This window comes from Salipiger thiooxidans (assembly GCF_900102075.1).
GTDB lineage: Bacteria > Pseudomonadota > Alphaproteobacteria > Rhodobacterales > Rhodobacteraceae > Salipiger > Salipiger thiooxidans.
This window is the reverse complement of sequence record NZ_FNAV01000003.1, coordinates 41,195-57,862: the sequence shown is the minus strand read 5'-3', so window position 1 is coordinate 57,862 and position 16,668 is coordinate 41,195. Positions and strand designations below refer to the sequence as shown.

Annotated in this window: 14 protein-coding genes; 7 read left to right on the top strand and 7 right to left on the bottom strand. The window is 69.2% G+C overall.

The genetic code is table 11. The features are described 5' to 3' along the window. Positions 1-4: 4 nt before the first annotated feature. A complete protein-coding gene (locus tag BLQ77_RS04680) occupies positions 5-1,234 on the bottom strand; it encodes an oligosaccharide flippase family protein (RefSeq protein ID WP_089956020.1) in 1,230 nt (409 codons plus the stop codon). 214 nt (positions 1,235-1,448) lie between these two features. Between BLQ77_RS04680 and BLQ77_RS04675 the strand changes: the two genes are divergently transcribed. After that, entirely contained in the window at positions 1,449-2,663 is a 1,215-nt protein-coding gene (locus BLQ77_RS04675) for a polysaccharide biosynthesis/export family protein (RefSeq protein ID WP_089956016.1), read from the top strand. 211 nt (positions 2,664-2,874) lie between these two features. Here BLQ77_RS04675 and BLQ77_RS04670 read toward each other — a convergent pair whose 3' ends face one another. The 3 genes from BLQ77_RS04670 to BLQ77_RS04660 form a co-directional block, all read right to left on the bottom strand. Beyond that, positions 2,875-5,391: an ATP-binding protein gene (locus tag BLQ77_RS04670; RefSeq protein ID WP_089956013.1), complete on the bottom strand. Its 2,517-nt coding sequence runs from the start codon at positions 5,389-5,391 to the stop codon at positions 2,875-2,877. Between the two features lie 103 nt (positions 5,392-5,494). Further along, positions 5,495-6,010 carry a putative pterin-binding protein gene (locus BLQ77_RS04665; protein ID WP_089956009.1) on the bottom strand — a complete coding sequence of 172 codons (516 nt, stop codon included), beginning with the start codon at positions 6,008-6,010 and terminating at the stop codon, positions 5,495-5,497. Between the two features lie 127 nt (positions 6,011-6,137). Continuing rightward, the gene (locus BLQ77_RS04660; RefSeq protein ID WP_089956006.1) at positions 6,138-7,520 is read right to left on the bottom strand and encodes a WecB/TagA/CpsF family glycosyltransferase; all 1,383 of its coding nucleotides are present in this window, start codon (positions 7,518-7,520) and stop codon (positions 6,138-6,140) included. 264 nt (positions 7,521-7,784) lie between these two features. On the opposite strand from BLQ77_RS04660, the gene BLQ77_RS04655 reads away from it, so the two are divergent. The 3 genes from BLQ77_RS04655 (at position 7,785) to BLQ77_RS04645 (ending at position 11,362) form a co-directional block, all read left to right on the top strand. After that, a complete protein-coding gene (locus tag BLQ77_RS04655) occupies positions 7,785-8,399 on the top strand; it encodes a response regulator transcription factor (protein ID WP_089956002.1) in 615 nt (204 codons plus the stop codon). A 111-nt stretch (positions 8,400-8,510) separates the two neighbouring features. Beyond that, positions 8,511-9,947 (top strand): GumC family protein, encoded by a 1,437-nt coding sequence (locus BLQ77_RS04650; protein WP_089955999.1) that lies wholly within the window; start codon positions 8,511-8,513, stop codon positions 9,945-9,947. A gap of 143 nt (positions 9,948-10,090) precedes the next feature. Next, complete coding sequence (locus BLQ77_RS04645) at positions 10,091-11,362, top strand: O-antigen ligase family protein (RefSeq protein WP_089955998.1); 1,272 nt, start codon at positions 10,091-10,093, stop codon at positions 11,360-11,362. Positions 11,363-11,369: 7 nt separating this feature from the next. On the opposite strand, the gene BLQ77_RS04640 is transcribed toward BLQ77_RS04645, so the two are convergent. Both BLQ77_RS04640 and BLQ77_RS04635 read right to left on the bottom strand, forming a co-directional pair. Next, positions 11,370-11,921: an HdeD family acid-resistance protein gene (locus BLQ77_RS04640; protein ID WP_008887089.1), complete on the bottom strand. Its 552-nt coding sequence runs from the start codon at positions 11,919-11,921 to the stop codon at positions 11,370-11,372. A gap of 142 nt (positions 11,922-12,063) precedes the next feature. Next, positions 12,064-12,426 (bottom strand): YbaN family protein, encoded by a 363-nt coding sequence (locus BLQ77_RS04635; protein WP_089955994.1) that lies wholly within the window; start codon positions 12,424-12,426, stop codon positions 12,064-12,066. Between the two features lie 276 nt (positions 12,427-12,702). On the opposite strand from BLQ77_RS04635, the gene BLQ77_RS04630 reads away from it, so the two are divergent. The 3 genes from BLQ77_RS04630 to BLQ77_RS04620 are packed head-to-tail and all read left to right on the top strand — an operon-like array spanning position 12,703 to position 15,540. Beyond that, the gene (locus BLQ77_RS04630; RefSeq protein ID WP_008887095.1) at positions 12,703-13,713 is read left to right on the top strand and encodes a TRAP transporter substrate-binding protein; all 1,011 of its coding nucleotides are present in this window, start codon (positions 12,703-12,705) and stop codon (positions 13,711-13,713) included. 49 nt (positions 13,714-13,762) lie between these two features. Continuing rightward, complete coding sequence (locus BLQ77_RS04625; RefSeq protein ID WP_008887189.1) at positions 13,763-14,260, top strand: TRAP transporter small permease; 498 nt, start codon at positions 13,763-13,765, stop codon at positions 14,258-14,260. After that, positions 14,257-15,540 carry a TRAP transporter large permease gene (locus BLQ77_RS04620; RefSeq protein ID WP_089955989.1) on the top strand — a complete coding sequence of 428 codons (1,284 nt, stop codon included), beginning with the start codon at positions 14,257-14,259 and terminating at the stop codon, positions 15,538-15,540. The genes BLQ77_RS04625 and BLQ77_RS04620 overlap by 4 nt, the downstream gene beginning before the upstream one ends. Positions 15,541-15,551: 11 nt before the next feature. On the opposite strand, the gene BLQ77_RS04615 is transcribed toward BLQ77_RS04620, so the two are convergent. Beyond that, complete coding sequence (locus tag BLQ77_RS04615; protein ID WP_089955986.1) at positions 15,552-16,661, bottom strand: FAD-dependent monooxygenase; 1,110 nt, start codon at positions 16,659-16,661, stop codon at positions 15,552-15,554. Positions 16,662-16,668: the final 7 nt, after the last annotated feature.

Below are 16,668 nucleotides of genomic sequence, written 5' to 3'. Positions count from 1 at the left end.
GGGATCAGGCCTTTGCAAGAGTGGGGACAAGGGCGAAGCGGAGCGCCGGCCAGGACATGACAAGCATCGTGACGCTGGCGGTGGCGAGGTAGCCCCACGCGATGGTCTCGAGCCCGTACGGCGCGGCGAGGACGGTGTTGAGCATCAGCGCGCCGGTCAGCAGCGCGGTGCCGAGCAGTTCGTGCTGCGGGCGGTTCTCGGCCCGCATCCAGCCGGCGGCGGCGGTCCACAGCATGGTCGGGATCGCGGCGAGGCAGAGCACCGAGACGGTGGCGCTGAGATCGGCCCAGCCGTCGCCCAGCAGGATCGGCACGTACCAGGGCGCCAGCAGCGCCTGCAGGATGACGGCGGGCCCGACGAGGCCGAGCGAGACGGCCATGCCCTGGCGCAGCGCCGCGGCGCGGTCTTCGCTGGCGCAGAGATGCGGGAAGAGCACGGCGGCGAAGGCGGTCGAGAACGAGGTCGCGAGGCTGAGACCGGCGTTGAAGGCCATGAAGTAGAGCCCGAGCGCCTGCGGCCCGAGAAGCGCGCCGACGATAAGCTTGTCGGCCTGCATCCGCGCCGCCTTGACGACCTCGACACCGAGCACTGCCCAGCCGAAATTCAGGAACGGGCGGATCGGGGTCTTGCCGGCCTCGGGGTTGCGGACCCACGGGTTCAGGCGGCGCATGGCGACCAGCCAGAACGGAGCGGTGAGCAGGCGGGGCAGGATCAGCGCCAGCGCGCTCGGCCAGAGCAGGGCCAGCACCACCGAGAGCCCGTTGGCGAGCACCGCCTGTCCGCCGGCGATGGCCGCGGTCTGCCGCAGTTTGCCGTTGCGCAGCGCGAGGCCGGCCTGCACCAGCCCGCCGGGCATGAACAGGTATTCCCCCGAGAGCACGAGGATGAGCAGCGCCAGCGGAACGTTGCCGGTCAGCGCCCAGACGCCCGTGGCCACCGCGGCCTGCACTCCGAAGAGCCCGAGGCACCAGGCCCAGAACAGCCCGTGGGCGCGGTTGCAGGTGGCGTCGAGCTCTTCGTCGCGGGCGGCGATGATGCGCTGGATGACGCCGTTTTCCGTCAGCGCCTTCAGCATGTCGCCGGTGGCGATGGCCGCCGCGGCAATCCCGATCTCGCTCGCCTCAAGCGTGCGAGCCACCGCGATCACCACGCCCAGCCGCGACAGTTTCGACGCCATTTCGGAGGCGCCGTAGGCGAGCAGGTGGCCAAGGAGGTTTTTTCGGGTTTCCGACACGGGGCTGTCTCTCTTAAGGTCAGTCTTAAGGTATAAGTAACCATACCTTCGCCGCGCCGTGCCTGTCGTGCGCGCGGCGGGAGGGGGACAAGCCGCAAGAGTGGCGCCCCCTATCCGGAGGGATAGGTTCGAACGCAGTCGCGCGAGTGTCCCTGAAGGGATTCCCGCTAGGAGAGCAGGTCTGGGCACGTCAATGAACACGCGTGAGGGTTGCATGTCGAATGCGCGCCGCAGGTCGCTCGGGGCCTGCCTCGGGCTCGGGCTGGTCGCCGGTTGCGGTCCTGCGCCGAACCCGCAGAACATCGCACCGGTGGAAAGCGGCGGCGGCTATCAGGCGCAATATCGCGACCCGCCCGCCCGCGGCGGAGAGCCCGCGATGCTGTTCTCGGCCCGGCTCAATGCCGAGCGCTGCACGCCCCATGGCGGCGGGCCCGACGGCGGCGTCAAGGGCAGCGAGCTAGTGGAATACGCGCTGCGCGGCGAGCGGCTGTCGCGCAACGACCTCGTGGACGTGCGGGTCTCGGACGATCCGACCTTTACCAGCAACTACGTGGTGTCCCGCGACGGCATGCTGAAGCTGCCCTTCCTGCCGCCGATCGCGGCGCAGGGGCGCAGCACCGACGAGATCGAGGCCGATCTCGCCGCGGCGCTGGTGCGGGCCGAGTTCTACGACGCGGCGCCCCGCGTCTCGGTGCGGGCGACGGATTTCGCCAGCGTCTCGGTCGCCGTCTCGGGCGCGGTGTTCGAGCCGCACGCGATCGAGATCGGGCGGCAGTCGGGCGACGACCTCGACCCGGCGCGGCAACTGGCGCTCGGCGCCTCGACCGAGGCGCGCAACCTCTCCGCGGCGATCCGCGCAGCGGGCGGGGTGCGGCCGGACGCGGACCTCTCGGCGGTGCAGCTGCGCCGAGCCGGTCGGAGCTACACGCTCGACCTGCGTGGCGTGTTCGAGGGGCGCAACGCCGCGGACGTGATGCTGCTGACCGGGGACGAGATCACCGTGCCCTCGCGCCAGTGCTTCCAGGACGATCTGATGCGCCCCAGCCCGCTGAGCCCGCCGGGGGTCTCGCTGTTCCTGTCGAACCTGACGCAGCCGGCGACGGGCAACGCGATCTCGGCCATCGGCCGCGAGGTGCGCGAGATGCCATGGGGCACGCGATTCATGCAGGCGGTGGTGGACACCAACTGCGTCGGCGGGGCGCGGGCGACCAGCGCCTACCGCTCGGCGGTGCTGCTGACGCGGGACCCGGTGACCGGGGTCTCGACGGTGATCGAGCGCAGCATCGAGGACCAGCTCCGCCGCGCCGACCGTGACGATTTCGACCCCTACCTGCTGCCGGGCGACGCCATCGCCTGTTACGACAGCAGCATCACCAACCTCTCCGAGGTGGCTGGCGTGCTGGGTTCGGTGGTGCCGGTGATTCCATAGCGCCGTGCGGCGCTCGTCCTACGAAGGGGGCGCTCAGTCCGCATCAGGACGCGCCGTGCTCGAAGCACGCAAAGGAGGGTGGTCAGCCGTCGCAGCAACCGTGCGGTGCTCGGCCGTCGTGGAGAAGGCGCGCCGGTGAGCCCGCGCAGTCGACCCGCGCCGTTCGAAGCGTGAGACCCGCAGCGCTCCGCCCAGGCAGACGACGCGCCGGTCAGCCCACGCAGGGGGCGGGCGCGGTTTCCCACGCGGCGCGGGCGCGCGAGATCGCGGGCGCCACGGCGTCGGGGTCGCCGGTCTCGGCGGCCTTCTCGAGCGCCACCAGTGCGTCGCGCAGGCGCTGCTGCCCGAAGGCCGCGGCGCTGCCGGCGATCTTGTGGGCGCGGTCGGCGACGGCGCCGAGATCGTCGGGGCAAGCGGCGAGCCAGTCGAAGAGCTCTTCGGTTTCCTCGAGGTGACGGCGTCCGAGCAGGGCGATCACGCTGTCGCGGTCATGCTCGGCCGCGGCCTGCGGGGCAGGTGTCGGGGCAGGCGCGGGCGTCGGCTGCACCGCCACGGGATCCGGGGCAGGGGCCGGTGCAGGAACCGGTTCGGCAGCGGGTGCCATGGCGCGGTGCTTCTTGCTGAGCCGCGCGATTACCTGCCGCAGCTCTGTGGTCTGCAGTGGCTTGCCGAGGAAGTCGCTCATCCCGGCGGCGGCGAAGCGGTCGCGGGCCTCGGGCAGCACGTTGGCCGAGAAGGCGACGATCGGCGTCTCGCGGCAGGGGCCGTCGCCGGCTCGGATCTCGCGCGTGGCGGCGAGCCCGTCGAGCACCGGCATGCGGATGTCCATCAGGATCAGGTCGAAGTGCCGCTTTGCTGCGGCGTCGACCGCCTGCTGGCCGTTGCGCGCGGTGGTCACGGTCTGGCCCATGCGTTCGAGCACCTCGCGGGCGAGTTCGAGGTTGATGTCATTGTCCTCGGCCAGCAGGATGTCGAGCTGGCGGTCGTCTGCGGCCTCGGGCTCGATCTCGGAGGCGAGCGCGGGGCGCATGTCGTCCGCGGCGGTCACCGGCAGGCGCAGCCAGAAGACGCTGCCTTCGCCCGGATCGCTCTCGACGCCGATCTCGCCCTTCATGGCGCGCACGAAGCGGCGCACGATGCCAAGACCCAGCCCGGTGCCGCCGATGCTTTCGCCCACGGCCCGCTCGACCGTCTGGAAATCCTCGAAGATGCGCTTCTGGTCTGCCTCGGGGATGCCGGCGCCGGTGTCGATGACGCGCAGCTCGAGCGCGAGCCCGCCGCCCTCGCGTTGCAGCTCGGCTTCGATGGTGACGCGGCCGTCGCGGGTGAACTTGATGGCGTTGCCGATCAGGTTCAGCAGCACCTGCTGCAGGCGCGAGGCGTCGAGCCGCAGCCAGCCGGCGGGCTCGCCGGTCCAGCCCCATTGCAGCACGTTGCCGCGGGACTGCGCGTTGCTGACCTGCGAGTCGACGATGTCCTGGATCATGTGGCCGATGTGGACCGCCTGCTCCTGCGCGGTGTCGGCGCCCGACTCGAAGCGCGCGATGTCGAGCACGTCGTTGACGTGGCGCATCAGCAGCTCGCCCGAGATCTTCATGTTCCGCACGTAGCGGCTCTGCGGCAGGCTGAGCTTGGTGTCCTCGAGCAGCGACAGGTTGCCCAGTACGCCGTTCAGCGGCGTCCGGATCTCGTGAGTCATCATCGCGAGGAACTCGGCCTTGGCCTTTTCGCCAGCGAGTGCACGGTCGCGAGCCTGAACCAACTCGTTCTCGGCGGCGACGCGGTGCGAGATGTCGCGGAGGAAGACCACCAGCAGGTCCTCGTCGCCGGCGCTGGCCTTGGCGACGGAGTATTCGGTCGGGAAGATCTCGCCGTCGGCGCGCAGCGAATCGAGCTTGAGGCGGCCCTTGCGCAGCATCTCGTGGTTGCCGGTCTCGCGCAGGCGGCGGAGGTTTTCCTCGTGCTCGGCGCGGCGGTATTCCGGGACGATGATCTCGCCGAGGCGCTTGCCCTTCACGTCCTCCGCGCTGCGCTGGAAGATCTTCTCGGCCGAGGGGCTGAAATCGATGATCTTGCCGTCGAGGTCGCTCACGATGACGCCGTCGAGCGAGGTGCCGACGATGGTGTGGAGCCGCGCGTTCGAGGCGGCGAGCTCACGCTCGCGGTCCTGGCTCTTCCGGGTGACGCGGCGGGCGTGGAAGAGCAGCGCCGCGAGCGCCATCAGCAGGCCGATGGTCAGCAGCGCGACGCGGGACAGGGTGACGGCGACAGAGGTGCGGCTGGCGTCGGATTCGAAGGCGAAGAACTCGAGCCCGGTGGTCGCCATCTTGCGGATCAGCGGGCGGATCTCGGTCAGCTCGGTGGCCATGTCCGGAAGCGCCGCCGCAAGCTCGGTGCGGGGGCCGTCGATCAGGGGGATCATGTTCTCGAGCCGCTCGCGGGCGTCGAGCAGCGGGGTGCGGAACTGCGACCACTCGCGCAGGGGCGAGTAGAGCAGGCCGGTGCCGAGCGTTGCCAGGCGGCTGTAGAAGACGTCGAACTCGATGATGACCTCATCGAGGTTCGGCGGCGGGTCGTCGGCCATCCGGGCCCGGTCGACGGCATTCTGGAATTCGAGGAATTCGACCTCGGCCTGGGACAGCGTCCAGTGGACGTTGTCCGAGTTGGCCGAGCTCAGGAAGCGCAGCTCATCGACGATCTCGAAGGACATGAAGAGGATCGCAAGCACACTGAGGCCTGCGAAAGCCCCTAGTACGGCCTTGCCGCCACGACGAATTCTGTCAGTGAGCGCCACGGTGCCCCCCACTTCGGCCCGCGAGGGGCGCCTTTATTCACTTGATCGCGAGACGATCGAGCTGCCAGATGCTCCGCGAATAGATGACCTCGGTCCGGTACTCGCTGGAGGACGAGAACGGGTAGATCACCCAAAGCGGGCCCTTGTCACGACGCGACATCAACTCTCCGTCCATCTCGTAGGCGATGATCGGGCCGGTCGGCACCGCGTCGGACATCGGGATGGTAATGGAATAGTCGTTGATGGCTGTCGCGTCGATGTTCTCGCCGTCGGCGCCGACATATTCAAGCAGCGTGCTGAGCGGCACGCCCTTGAAAACCTTCGTCCCGGGGGTCCAGATCGTCTCGGTCGTGATCTCGGTTTCGCCGATGGCCCGCAGCATGTCGATGTCGAATTCCGCGATGCCGTCGCCGTTGGTGTTCTCGATGTCACCGCTGATGGTGAGCAGGACAGTGCCTTCCGGCGCGGGCAGTTCTTCGGCCTTGACGCTGGACGCCATGGCCAGCGCGGTGAGCGCCGCGGCGGTCAGTAGTCTGAAGGAGGAATGAATCATGGTCGCACCTGTTTGGATCTTCCGCAATTCTGCCACCATCGCCGGTCAGGTTCATCCACGGATCGGGATTGAAGACCTACCCGAACGGATAGGTGACCGACGCCCGAAGGCATATTCTGTAGGGGTTTCAATAGGCTCCGCGTCCGGAAGCGACAGCGCGGGCGGTGAGGAGAAGAAGCATCACGTCCAGAAGTATGCCTCGAGAACGAACATATGCGATGTCCATGTCGACCATCTTGTCGAAGCCGATGTCGGCCCGGCCCGAGACCTGCCAGAGCCCGGTGATTCCCGGCTTCGCGGCCAGCCGCTCGAGCGCGCGGGCGGGGTAGGCCGCGACCTCCGTGGGCAGCGCGGGCCGGGGGCCGACCAGGGACATGGTGCCGAAGAGCACGTTGAAGACCTGCGGCAGCTCGTCGACAGAGAAGCGCCGCAGCAGCCGGCCGACGCGGGTAACGCGCGGGTCGTGGCGGGACTTGAAGCAGATGCCCGCGCGGTCCGAGAGCGCGCGGATCTCGGCCAGCCGCTCGGCGGCGTCGGTGTGCATGGTGCGGAACTTGAAGATGGTGAAGGCCCGGCCGTTGCGGCCGATGCGGGTCTGGCGGAACAGCACCGGGCCGCGGCTGTCGAGCCGGATCACCGCCGCTACCAGCAAGAGCGCCGGCGCCAGGCAGAGGATCAGCGCAGCGCTCGCGGTCAGGTCGAGCGCGCGCTTGGCGATGGCGTCGCGCCCCGCCATGCGCAGGGCGTGGGCCGCCGCGCGCATCAGGAAGGTGCCGTTGCCGAGCAGGTAGCGGCTCGCCAGCCGGCGCGGCTCGAGCGCGAGGCGCCAGGCCCATTCCAGCCGCGCCTTGCGGACGGGGGCGGGCGCGCGGCGCACGTTGCCGGCGAGGAAGTCGAACAGCGCGCCGACACCTAGCACCAGCCGCGGCGCGAGGTCGGGGCGGTGGCGGTCAATCCAGAGCTCCTGCATCGGCACGCCCATGGCGACCAGCAGGATGTCGGCGCCCGAGGCGTTGATCTCCTGCACCGCGCGCTCCGGATCTGCGGATCCCGCGTAGCCGTCGCGGGTGCCGGCGATCCGCAGCCCGGGAATGTCGGCCATCAGTCGTTCGGCGGCGGCCTCGGCGGTGCCGGGACGGGCGCCGAAGAGGAAGACCGACAGGCCCTGCCGGGCGGCGGCGCGCAGCAGCTCGGGGGTGAAGTCGGTGCCGTTGAGGTTCTCGGTCAGCCGGTCGCCGGTCATCCGGGCGGCCAGCTCGACGCCGATCCCGTCGGGCAGCACCACGTCGGCCCGGGCCAGCGCGGCGGCATAGCCCCGGTCGCGGGCCCGCAGGTTGGCGCAATGGGCGTTGAGGAAGAACACCGTGCGCTCGCGGCCGTCCAGCAGGGCGGTGACGCAGTCGTCGGTGGTGGCATCCACGATTGGCTGGCCAAGCACGCGGGTCATGGGAAGGCCGTGCGCCGGGGTGGCGAGTTCGGTCGAAAAGGCAGGGGGCGGGATCATCCGCATGACGTGTCTCCTCCGTTCTGAAGTCCTCACGTTCATGCGGTGGCGCAGCGATTCCGGGCAATTTCGCAACAGGTCAGCGGCGTGGAGCAAACGTTTTAACAGGCTTTCGAACGCGCCCGCCATGACGTCTCCGCGAGTGGACCTACCCGGTTGGATATGTCATCTATCCTCGCAAACAGGAAAACGGTTAAATATCGCTTAACCGGGAGGCCGTGCGCGTGTAGGTTGCGCGGATCGGGACAGAGGATGGTACGTGAAATGGGTATGAGAGTGCTGATTGCAGACGACCACGATCTGCTCAGGGACACGCTGATCGCCTTCCTCGGCGCCGAGGACGGGATCGAAACCACGCCCGCGTCGAGTTTCGAGGAAGCCTGCGAGCGCATCCGCAACGACGAGGCCTACAATCTCGTGCTGCTCGACTACAAGATGCCGGGCATGCGCGGGCTCGACAGCCTGCGCGAGGCGCTGGAGATGAAGGGTGGCCAGCGCGTCGCCCTGATCTCGGGCGAGGCCACCAAGGATGTCGCCGAACAGGCGCTTGCGCTTGGCGCCGCCGGCTTCGTGCCCAAGACGCTGCCCGCGAAGTCGTTGGTGAATGCGGTGCGTTTCATGGCGATGGGCGAGCAATACGCCCCGATCGCCTTCATGACCGCGGCCGAGGAGGAAGAGAAGCACCCGCTGGCCGAACGGCTCACCAAGCGTGAGCTCGAGGTGCTGCGTGGGCTCTCCGAGGGCAAGTCGAACAAGGAGATCGCCCGCGATCTCGACCTGACGGAGCCGACGATCAAGCTGCACATGAAGACGCTCTACCGCAAGCTCGAGGTCAACAACCGGACCCAGGCCGCCATCGTCGCGCGCGACGAAGGGCTGTTCTGAGACCCTGTCCGGACGGATAGGCGGCGGGACATCCGCCCGCCGCGCGTCTCCCGCCGCGCACCCCCGGAACGGTACACGCTGAGGTAGAAGCTTGGGCAAAGGAGTTTGCCCATGACCTCGCAGGATGCCTCGCTCGACACGCCCGCCCGCAAGCCGCGATTCCTTCGCCGGTTTACATTCCGGCGCCTCCTCATGGGGGGCGCCTCGCTCGATCTCAGCCGTCTGCCGCGGTACCTGTGGATCTTCGCGCTGGGATCGGCCGCGATCTGGGCGCCGATCACCGGCTATCTGAAATCCGCGCCGCTGCGCTACAGCAGCCAGATGTCGCTGATCCTGCCTGGCTCGGGGGCGTCGGCCTCGGTCAACCTCGCCGACATCGGGCAGGCGTCGAGCTATTCGAACTCGGCCTTCGCCAGCAACTCGATCTCGCCCACCGAGACCTACAAGCGCCTGCTCGCCGCCGACCGGGTGATCCGAGACGCGGCCGGTCGGCTCGGCGTCGATCCGCGCGGTTTCGGCGAGCCTCGGGTGCGTCTCGTCGACCAGACCGCGTTCATCCATATCGAGATGGTCGGCCCCTCGCCCGAGGAGGCGCAGGCCCGCAACGGCGCCCTGATGGATGCCTTCTTCACCGAGATCGACCGTCTGCGCGGCGACGAGCTCGACAGCCGCCAGAACGGCGGGCTCGCCGCCATGGAGGAATACCAGAACTCGGTCGCCGCGACCCGCTCGGACATCGCCGGGCTGCAGGCCGAGAGCGGGCTCCACTCGGCCGAGCAGTACCGGCGGCAGGTGCAGGAACTCGACGACCTCAAGGCCGAGATCGAGACGCTCTCCACCGAGCACAAGAGCAAGGAGGCGGCGGTGCGCCGGCTCGAGCTGCAGCTCGACACCGGTCCTACCGAGGCCTCGACCATCCTGCGGCTCAATGGCGACAGCACCTATCTCGCGCTGCTCGATGCTATCGCCGAGGCTTCGGCGGAGCTGGCCGACGTGCGGTCGCGCTATGGGCGCCAGCACCCCGAGGTGGTCAAGGCCGCCGCCACGCTCGACGCCGCGAGCAGCAAGGCCGAGGCCCGCGCCGTGGAGCTGACCGGGCAGGGGCTGCGGCTCGAACGCGCCATCGACGGTGGCCGCGCGACGCTGCTGACCGAGCTCGTCCGGCAGGACGCCGAGCGCGCGGGCATCGCGGCGGAGCTTTCCGAACTGCAGACCCTGCGCCGGACCGAGAGCGCCCGGCTCGATGCGCTGGCCCCGCTGGCGGCGCAGCTCGAGGACCTGCAGCGCGACTTCAGCGTGGCGGAGGCGGTCTTTGCCTCGGCCATCGCCCGCACCCAGTCGAGCAAGACCGACATATATGCCTCGTACCCGCTGGTGCAGGTGCTCGAGGACCCGACGCTGCCCGACCGGCCGTCGTCGCCCAACCGCAAGCTGGCGCTGGCCGCGGGTGTCGCCGCCTGCATGCTGCTGTTCTTCTCGCTCTGCCTCGCCTGGATCCGCGGCGCGCTGATCCGTGGGCTGCTGTCGGTCAAGGGGCAGGGGCAGTGAGCGCCGGTCGCAACTCCCCGGATGCGGTGATCGCTCCCCGTGGTCCTGCCGGGGCCGTGATTTGCCCGCAAGACCCTTCGGAGGCCGTCATCGCGGCGCCCCGCTCCGCAGCGGTCATTGCCCCCCGGAACCCGGCCGAGGCGATGATCTGGAAGACCATCACCTGGACCTGGCCGCTCTATGGCATCGGGGCGCTTTACGTGGTGGGGCCGGTGCTGGCCTGGACGCTGGCGATGCTGGCGGGGCTGTCGCTCTACCTCGGGCCCGCGATCCGCGAGGACCTGCGTGCCACCGGCCCGGTGCCGCCGGTGATCTGGGGCTGGGGCGTCGGCATGCTGGTCATGCTGGTGGCGCTCTGGGTCGGACATCTCGACTGGTCGCTGGGCATGAAGCAGACCATCAAGTCCTCGATCGGCTGGGCCAAGGGATGGGCGCTGCTGGCGCTCTTCCCGCTGATCGGGGCGGTGCTGCCGATCCGGCGCGAGATCCTCGTCCGCGCCCAGTGCCGGCTTGGGCTGGTGACCCTCTGCCTCGCGCCGGTGCTGCTGGCCGCCCCTCATCTCGGGCTGCCCGAGCGCATCTGGACCTCGCCGCTCAAGGCCATCGGCGGCCCGGGGCCCGAGTATTTCTCGGTCTACTTCTTCACCTTCGACCCGGCCTCGTGGACGCCGCGCTGGCAGTTCTATGCGCCTTGGTCGCCCTTTGCCGCGCTGCTCGGGGTGTCTACGGTGCTGTTCGCGCTCGAGGACACCGACAAGCGCTGGCGCGCGGCGGGGATCGCGGCGGGGGTGCTGATGATCCTGGCGTCGAAGTCGCGCATGGGGCTCGTCGGGCTGGTGGCCTGCACCATGGGGCCGCGCATGATGCCGCTGGTGCTGCGCAGCTGGGCCTGGGCTGCGGCGGCGGGGCTGACCGCCTCGCTGGCGATCACCGGCACGTGGCTGGCGCGGACCATCTCGAACGGGGTCGACGCCTTCAAGGGCGCCCGCGCCGACAGCACCCGGGTGCGCGAGACCCTGCAGCGCATCGCCGAGGAACGTTGGCGCGAGGAGGCGGTCTGGTTCGGCCACGGAACCGTGCAGCCGGGCCCGCACATCGTCGAGTACATGCCCATCGGCAGCCACCACACGTGGTTCGGGCTGCTCTTCGTGAAGGGGCTTGTGGGGCTGCTGGCCTTTGCCGTGCCGCTGATCTGGCAGACGTCGCTGGCGCTGCGCGATGCCGCCATGGGGCCGCGCGGGCGCCTGCCGCTGGGGCTCTGCATGGTGATCGTGCTGCTGACCTTCGGCGAGAACCTCGAGATCGAGGCCTATCTCCTGTGGCCGGCGCTGGTGTTGCTGGGCATCCATGCGCGCGAGCTTGCAGAGGCTCGCCGCGCGCCGGTGGCCGGGCCCGTGCGGGCGGTGGCGGCCTGAGGGCGGCTTACTTCTCGAGGTCCTTGAGCGCCTGCCTGATCTCTTCCGCGTGGGTGCGCAGGAAGAAGGCGAGGATCACCAGCCCGATGCCGTTGAACATCAGCTCGATGCCCAGAAGGATCCCGAGAAGGCTGGGCGCGACCTCGAAGAAGTTGGCAATGATGTAGCCTGCGAGCAGCACCGACAGCGCGCCCGAGAGCAGCATCGCCCAGAAGAACGGGGTCTGGCGCATCCGGAAGGCGGTGATCAGCCGGGTGACGCCGTTGGCGGCGAAGAGGATGGTGACGATCATCGTCAGCGACACCACGCCCTCGAGCGGGCGGAACATCAGCGAGATCCCGAGCAGCAGCAGCAGCAGGCCGAGCCCGAAGCTCATGACCTTGTTCGAGGTGCTGCCCTCGCCGAACCCCGCGAAGATCTGGAAGCCGCCGGCGACCGCGAAGAGGATGCCGGCGAGCGTGGTGACGGCGATCGAGGCGGCGACCGGGTTCGCAAGCACGAACAGGCCGAACAGGATCGACAGGATGCCCAGAATGAGCCATTTCACCCACATCTTCATGGTGGTTCTCCTCGCTTCTCCGCCGGCGCGCCCGGACGGCGGCGCCTCTGGCCTGGGGGCATCAATTCGCATGGCTTGGGTCGCGTCAAGCCCATTCGCCTGATCTGCGGCCGTGGCGCGACCCGCGGGCCATGGTGGCGGCTCACTCGTCCGAGGGGCGGTTCCGGGTCAGCACGAAGATCGCCGCGCCGCCCATGGCGATGCCCTGGATCAGCAGCACCCGCTCGGAGACGCCGGCCAGCAGGCTGCCGAGGAAGACCAGCGTCATCATGGTGACCGCCATGATCTTGGCGCGGCGCGGGATCGCGCGCTCGGTCTGCCATCGCAGGATCAGCGGGCCGAAGGTGCGGTGCGCGAGCAGCGCCGCGTGCAGCCGGGGCGAGCTGCGGCTGAAGGCGAAGGCCGAGAGCAGCACGAAGGGCGTGGTCGGCAGGATCGGCAGCACGATCCCGATGATCCCGAGCCCGAGGCTTGTAACGCCCAGCATGATCCAGAGTGCCCGCACCTGCCCGTTCCGTCCCAGAAGCGGCGGCCCGATGCGCCGCCCTCCTGCAGATATGGCGCCCGGCGCGCGGCTGGCCAAGGGCGATCTGACGCGGGCCGCCCGTGCAGCGGACTTGCGCGCCCGGCGGCGCCTGTGCAAATTTTCAGCGTGCCCCCATGGGTGCGGCGGCAAAAGCGCGGCGTGTCATAAATCTGACGCATGGCGCTTGCCCCGATGGGGCGGGGTGTGAAACTGCGGCGCACCACCAGGAATTTGCGACTTTACGGAGACATCCCGATGCGGACCGCGTCCTTCCTTCATCCGATCCTCGCCACGCTGGCGATCGGTCTCGCCACCCCGGCCTTCGCGCAGGACTTCGTGGCCAAGATCGGCCACTTAGAAAGCACCCAGCAAAGCCGTCACGTCCACCTCGAGAAGGTGGCGGAGCTGGTCAAGGAGCGCACCGGGGGCGCCGTCGAGTTCCAGCTCTTCCCGCAGGGCCAGCTCGGCAACCAGCGCCAGATGACCGAGGGCGTCCAGCTCGGCACGCTCGAGGCGACGGTGTCGCCAGCGGCCTTCCTCGGCGGCTTCAACCCGCTGGTGTCGATCCTCGACATTCCCTACCTCGTCCCCGAGGACACCGCCGCCGCCGCCGAGCTGCGCGACGGGCCCTTCGGCGAGGCGCTGCTCGACAGCTTCTCGGACAAGGGTCTGGTCGCCATCGACCTCTGGCCCAACGGCACCAAGCAGTTCACCTCGTCCAAGCCGCTCGACGACATCTCGGCCTTCTCGGGCCAGAAGTTCCGGGTGATGGACAGCTCGATCCTCATCGAGCAGTTCAACGCGCTTGGCGCCTCGGCCATCGCGCTGCCCTTCGGCGAGCTCTACACCGCGCTGCAGACCGGCGTCGTGGACGGCGAGGAGAACCCGCTCGACACCATCCGCGCCATGAAGTTCTACGAGGTGCAGGACTACCTCGTCGTCTCCGATCACGGCGCGATGGAGGACGTGGTGCTGTTCAACCCGATGTTCTGGGAAAGCCTGCCCGAGGACTACCGCACCATCATCCGTGACGCCTTTGCCGAGGTCATCCCCGAGCTGACCGCGCACAAGGCCGCCGCCGTCGAAGACGCGCTCGCCGCCATCAAGGAGTCGGGCACCGACGTGCGGATCGCCGACGAGGCCGAGCGGGCGAACTTCCGCGAGGTGATGTTCGAGCCCGCCTCCGCCGCCTATGTCGCCAAGACCGGCGACGCCGGGCAGGCCTTGCTCGACACCTATACGCAGGCCTATGAGAGCCTGAACTAAGGTCAGGGCGGCCCCGGCGACACGGGGCCGCCTGCATCAAGGAGCCCCGATGAAAGCCCTCCGCCTGCTCCGGACGGTCGAACGCACCGTCCTGGTCGCGCTCTTCCTGTCGATGGTGACGCTCTACACCGGCTCGGTGATCACCCGCGAGATTGGCGGCAGCTTCGCCAGCCGCTTCGCCTGGATCGAGGAGGCGGTGCGGATCATGAACCTGTTCCTCGTCTTCCTCGCGCTGGGACTGGCGCTGGAACGGGGCAAGCATGTGGGCATCACCACGCTCCGCGACCGGCTGCCGCCGGCGGCGCTGAAGGCGGTGCAGCGGCTCATCGACATCGCGGGCATCGGCTTCTGTCTCTACGTCGCTTGGCTGGCGGTGGGGCTGGTGCAGTTCGTGCTGCGATCGGGGCAGAGCTCGCCCACGCTCGGCGTGCCGATGGGGGTGATCTACATGGCGCCGGTGGCGGGCTTCCTGCTGCTGGCGCTGCGCTACGCGCTGAGCCTCTTTGGCGTCATCGACCGCTTCTCCGCGCAGGAGGAGCAGGCATGATGCTCGCGCTGATCCTGCTGTTGGCGGTGGCGCTGCTGGCGCTCGGCTTCGAGATGCTGCTGGTGCTGGGCCTGCCGGCGCTGGCCTACAAGCAGGCGTTCTGGCCTCAGTTGCCTGACGCGGCGGTGGTGCAGAAGATCGTGGGAGGCATCGACCATTCCACGCTGCTGGCCATCCCGTTCTTCATCTTCGCCGCCAACCTCATGGGCTCGGGGCAGATCGCGCGCCAGCTCATCGGCGTGGTCAAGGCGCTGCTCGGGCACACCCGCGGCGGCATGGGTCACGTGGTGGTCGGCGGCTCGATGGCCTTCGGCTCGGTCTCGGGCTCGGCGCCCGCCACGGTCGCCGCCATGGGGCGCATGGTCTACCCCGAGATGCGCCGCGCGGGGTTCTCCGAGAAGTTCAGCCTCGGACTGCTGGTGGCCTCGGCCGAGACGGCGCTGCTGATCCCGCCCTCGATCACGCTGATCGTCTACGGCTGGATCACCGGCACCTCGATCTCGCAACTTTTCGCAGGCGGGCTCGCGGTTGGCGTGGTGCTGGCGGCAGCCTTCGCGATCTTCGTGCATATCCAGGCGCTGCGCAGCGGCGTAACCGCGGACCCGCGCCTGCCGTGGGGCGCCCGGTTCCATGCCATCTGGCGGGCAAAATGGGCGCTCGGGATGCCGGTCATCATCCTTGGCGGCATCTATTCGGGTGTCATCACCCCGACCGAAGCCGCGGCGGTGAGCGTGGTCTACGCCATCCTCGTCGAAATGGTGGTGCTGCGGAGCCTCGATCTGAAGGGACTCGTGCAGATCACCGAGGAGAGCGCGATCAACACCGCGATCATCTTCGTTCTTCTGGCGGTGGGCGGGCTCATCAGCTTCTTCGTGACGCTGGCGCAGATCCCCGCCGGGATCATCTCGATGATGGAGACCGCCGAGGCCGGGCGGATCACCTTCCTTATCGTGGTGAACCTCTGCTTCTTCGTGGCGGGCATGTTCATCGACCCGAACTCGACGCTGCTGATCCTCGTGCCGCCGCTCTTCCCGGTGGCGCAGAGCTTCGGCATCGACCCGGTGCATTTCGGCATGATCGCGACGCTGAACGTCTGTCTCGGTATGATCACCCCGCCCTTCGGGCTCGACATCTTCGTGGCGAGCTCGACGCTCGACAAGCCGGTGACCGAGATCATCAAGGGCGTCTGGCCCTTCGTGGTGGTGAACCTGATCGTGTTGCTGATCATCACCTACATCCCGCAGATCTCGCTCTTCGTGCCGCGTCTGATCTTCGGCTGAGCGCCCAGGGCTCAGGCGGTGACGCTGGCGTGGCGCCGCGCCCAGAAGGGCGCGTCGGGCCAGCGCGTCTCGAGTCCGTAGAGATCCCGGCGCATGGCGAGGTAGGTCGTGAAGTCCTGCCGCACGGCGCCGGCATAGGCGTCGAGCGGCGCGGTGTCGCCGGCGAGCGCCGCCTGCACCGCGTCGGCCAGCACCAGCGCCCCCGAGAGTGCCTTCCAGAGCCCGCGCGCGGTGACCGGATCGCAGGCCGAGGCCGCGTCGCCGAGCGCCGCCCAGTCATCCCCCGCCACCCGGTCGAGGCAGAAGGACGGCGCTGCCCCGGCCCGGGGCCGTTCGTGCGCGTCCGAGACATGCTCGAGCAGGGCGCGAATGTGCCGGGTGCGCCGCAGTGCCGCCAGCCACGTCTCGGGATCCGAGAAACCATGGTCGCGCACGACGTCCGCGTCGGAGGCGAAAAGCACCAGCAGCCGGTCCGAGGGCAGTCGGCTCGCGTACCACCAGCCCTCGGGCACCGCCTCGAGCCATGTCAGCCGCGACAGGCCTGGGGCGGCTTTGCGGAAGCGCGCGGCGATGCAGTGCAGCGTGTCGAGCCCGGTGCGCTGCGCCTCCTGCCTGCGGGCGAAGGCGGCGCTGCAGCCTGTGGCATCGACCACGAAGCGCGCCTCTAGCGTCGGCGCACCGCGGAACGCCAGCCGGTGGCCGCCGTCGATGCGCTCGGTTCCCGCGAACTGCGCCCCGAGCCAGAGCTCGGCGCCCGCCTGCGCAGCGTTTTCCAGCAGCAGCTCCTCGAAACGGGGCCGGTCGATGTGCCAGCCGTGGCCGTAGGGGCGCAGCATGAAGTCGTTGTAGCCCAGCCCGTCGCTGCCCCAGCTCGAGCAGCTGCCGTGGCAGGCCATGTGGTCGTCGGCCAGGAACGCATCCAGCACGCCCAGCCGGTCGAGGAGGGCACGGCTGTCCGGCGGGATGGTCTCGCCCAGCCGGAAGGGGCGCACCTCCTCGGACTCGCAAAGCACCACGCGCCCGACCCCGGCCCGTGCCAGCGCGATGGCGCAGGCGGCGCCCGCCGGGCCACCGCCCAGCACCGCGACGTCGCAGCTTTCGAACGTGGTGTCTGCGATCATGCGGCGA

What these genes read in the sequence shown, in the direction of transcription:
- BLQ77_RS04660 (WP_089956006.1), bottom strand. Translation starts at nt 7,520, where the DNA reads ATGCGGATGATCCCGCCCCCTGCCTTTTCGACCGAACTCGCCACCCCG.
- BLQ77_RS04640 (WP_008887089.1), bottom strand. Translation starts at nt 11,921, where the DNA reads ATGAAGATGTGGGTGAAATGGCTCATTCTGGGCATCCTGTCGATCCTG.
- BLQ77_RS04615 (WP_089955986.1), bottom strand. Translation starts at nt 16,661, where the DNA reads ATGATCGCAGACACCACGTTCGAAAGCTGCGACGTCGCGGTGCTGGGC.
- BLQ77_RS04675 (WP_089956016.1), top strand. Translation starts at nt 1,449, where the DNA reads ATGTCGAATGCGCGCCGCAGGTCGCTCGGGGCCTGCCTCGGGCTCGGG.
- BLQ77_RS04645 (WP_089955998.1), top strand. Translation starts at nt 10,091, where the DNA reads ATGATCTGGAAGACCATCACCTGGACCTGGCCGCTCTATGGCATCGGG.
- BLQ77_RS04650 (WP_089955999.1), top strand. Translation starts at nt 8,511, where the DNA reads ATGACCTCGCAGGATGCCTCGCTCGACACGCCCGCCCGCAAGCCGCGA.
- BLQ77_RS04625 (WP_008887189.1), top strand. Translation starts at nt 13,763, where the DNA reads ATGAAAGCCCTCCGCCTGCTCCGGACGGTCGAACGCACCGTCCTGGTC.
- BLQ77_RS04665 (WP_089956009.1), bottom strand. Translation starts at nt 6,010, where the DNA reads ATGATTCATTCCTCCTTCAGACTACTGACCGCCGCGGCGCTCACCGCG.
- BLQ77_RS04630 (WP_008887095.1), top strand. Translation starts at nt 12,703, where the DNA reads ATGCGGACCGCGTCCTTCCTTCATCCGATCCTCGCCACGCTGGCGATC.
- BLQ77_RS04655 (WP_089956002.1), top strand. Translation starts at nt 7,785, where the DNA reads ATGAGAGTGCTGATTGCAGACGACCACGATCTGCTCAGGGACACGCTG.
- BLQ77_RS04620 (WP_089955989.1), top strand. Translation starts at nt 14,257, where the DNA reads ATGATGCTCGCGCTGATCCTGCTGTTGGCGGTGGCGCTGCTGGCGCTC.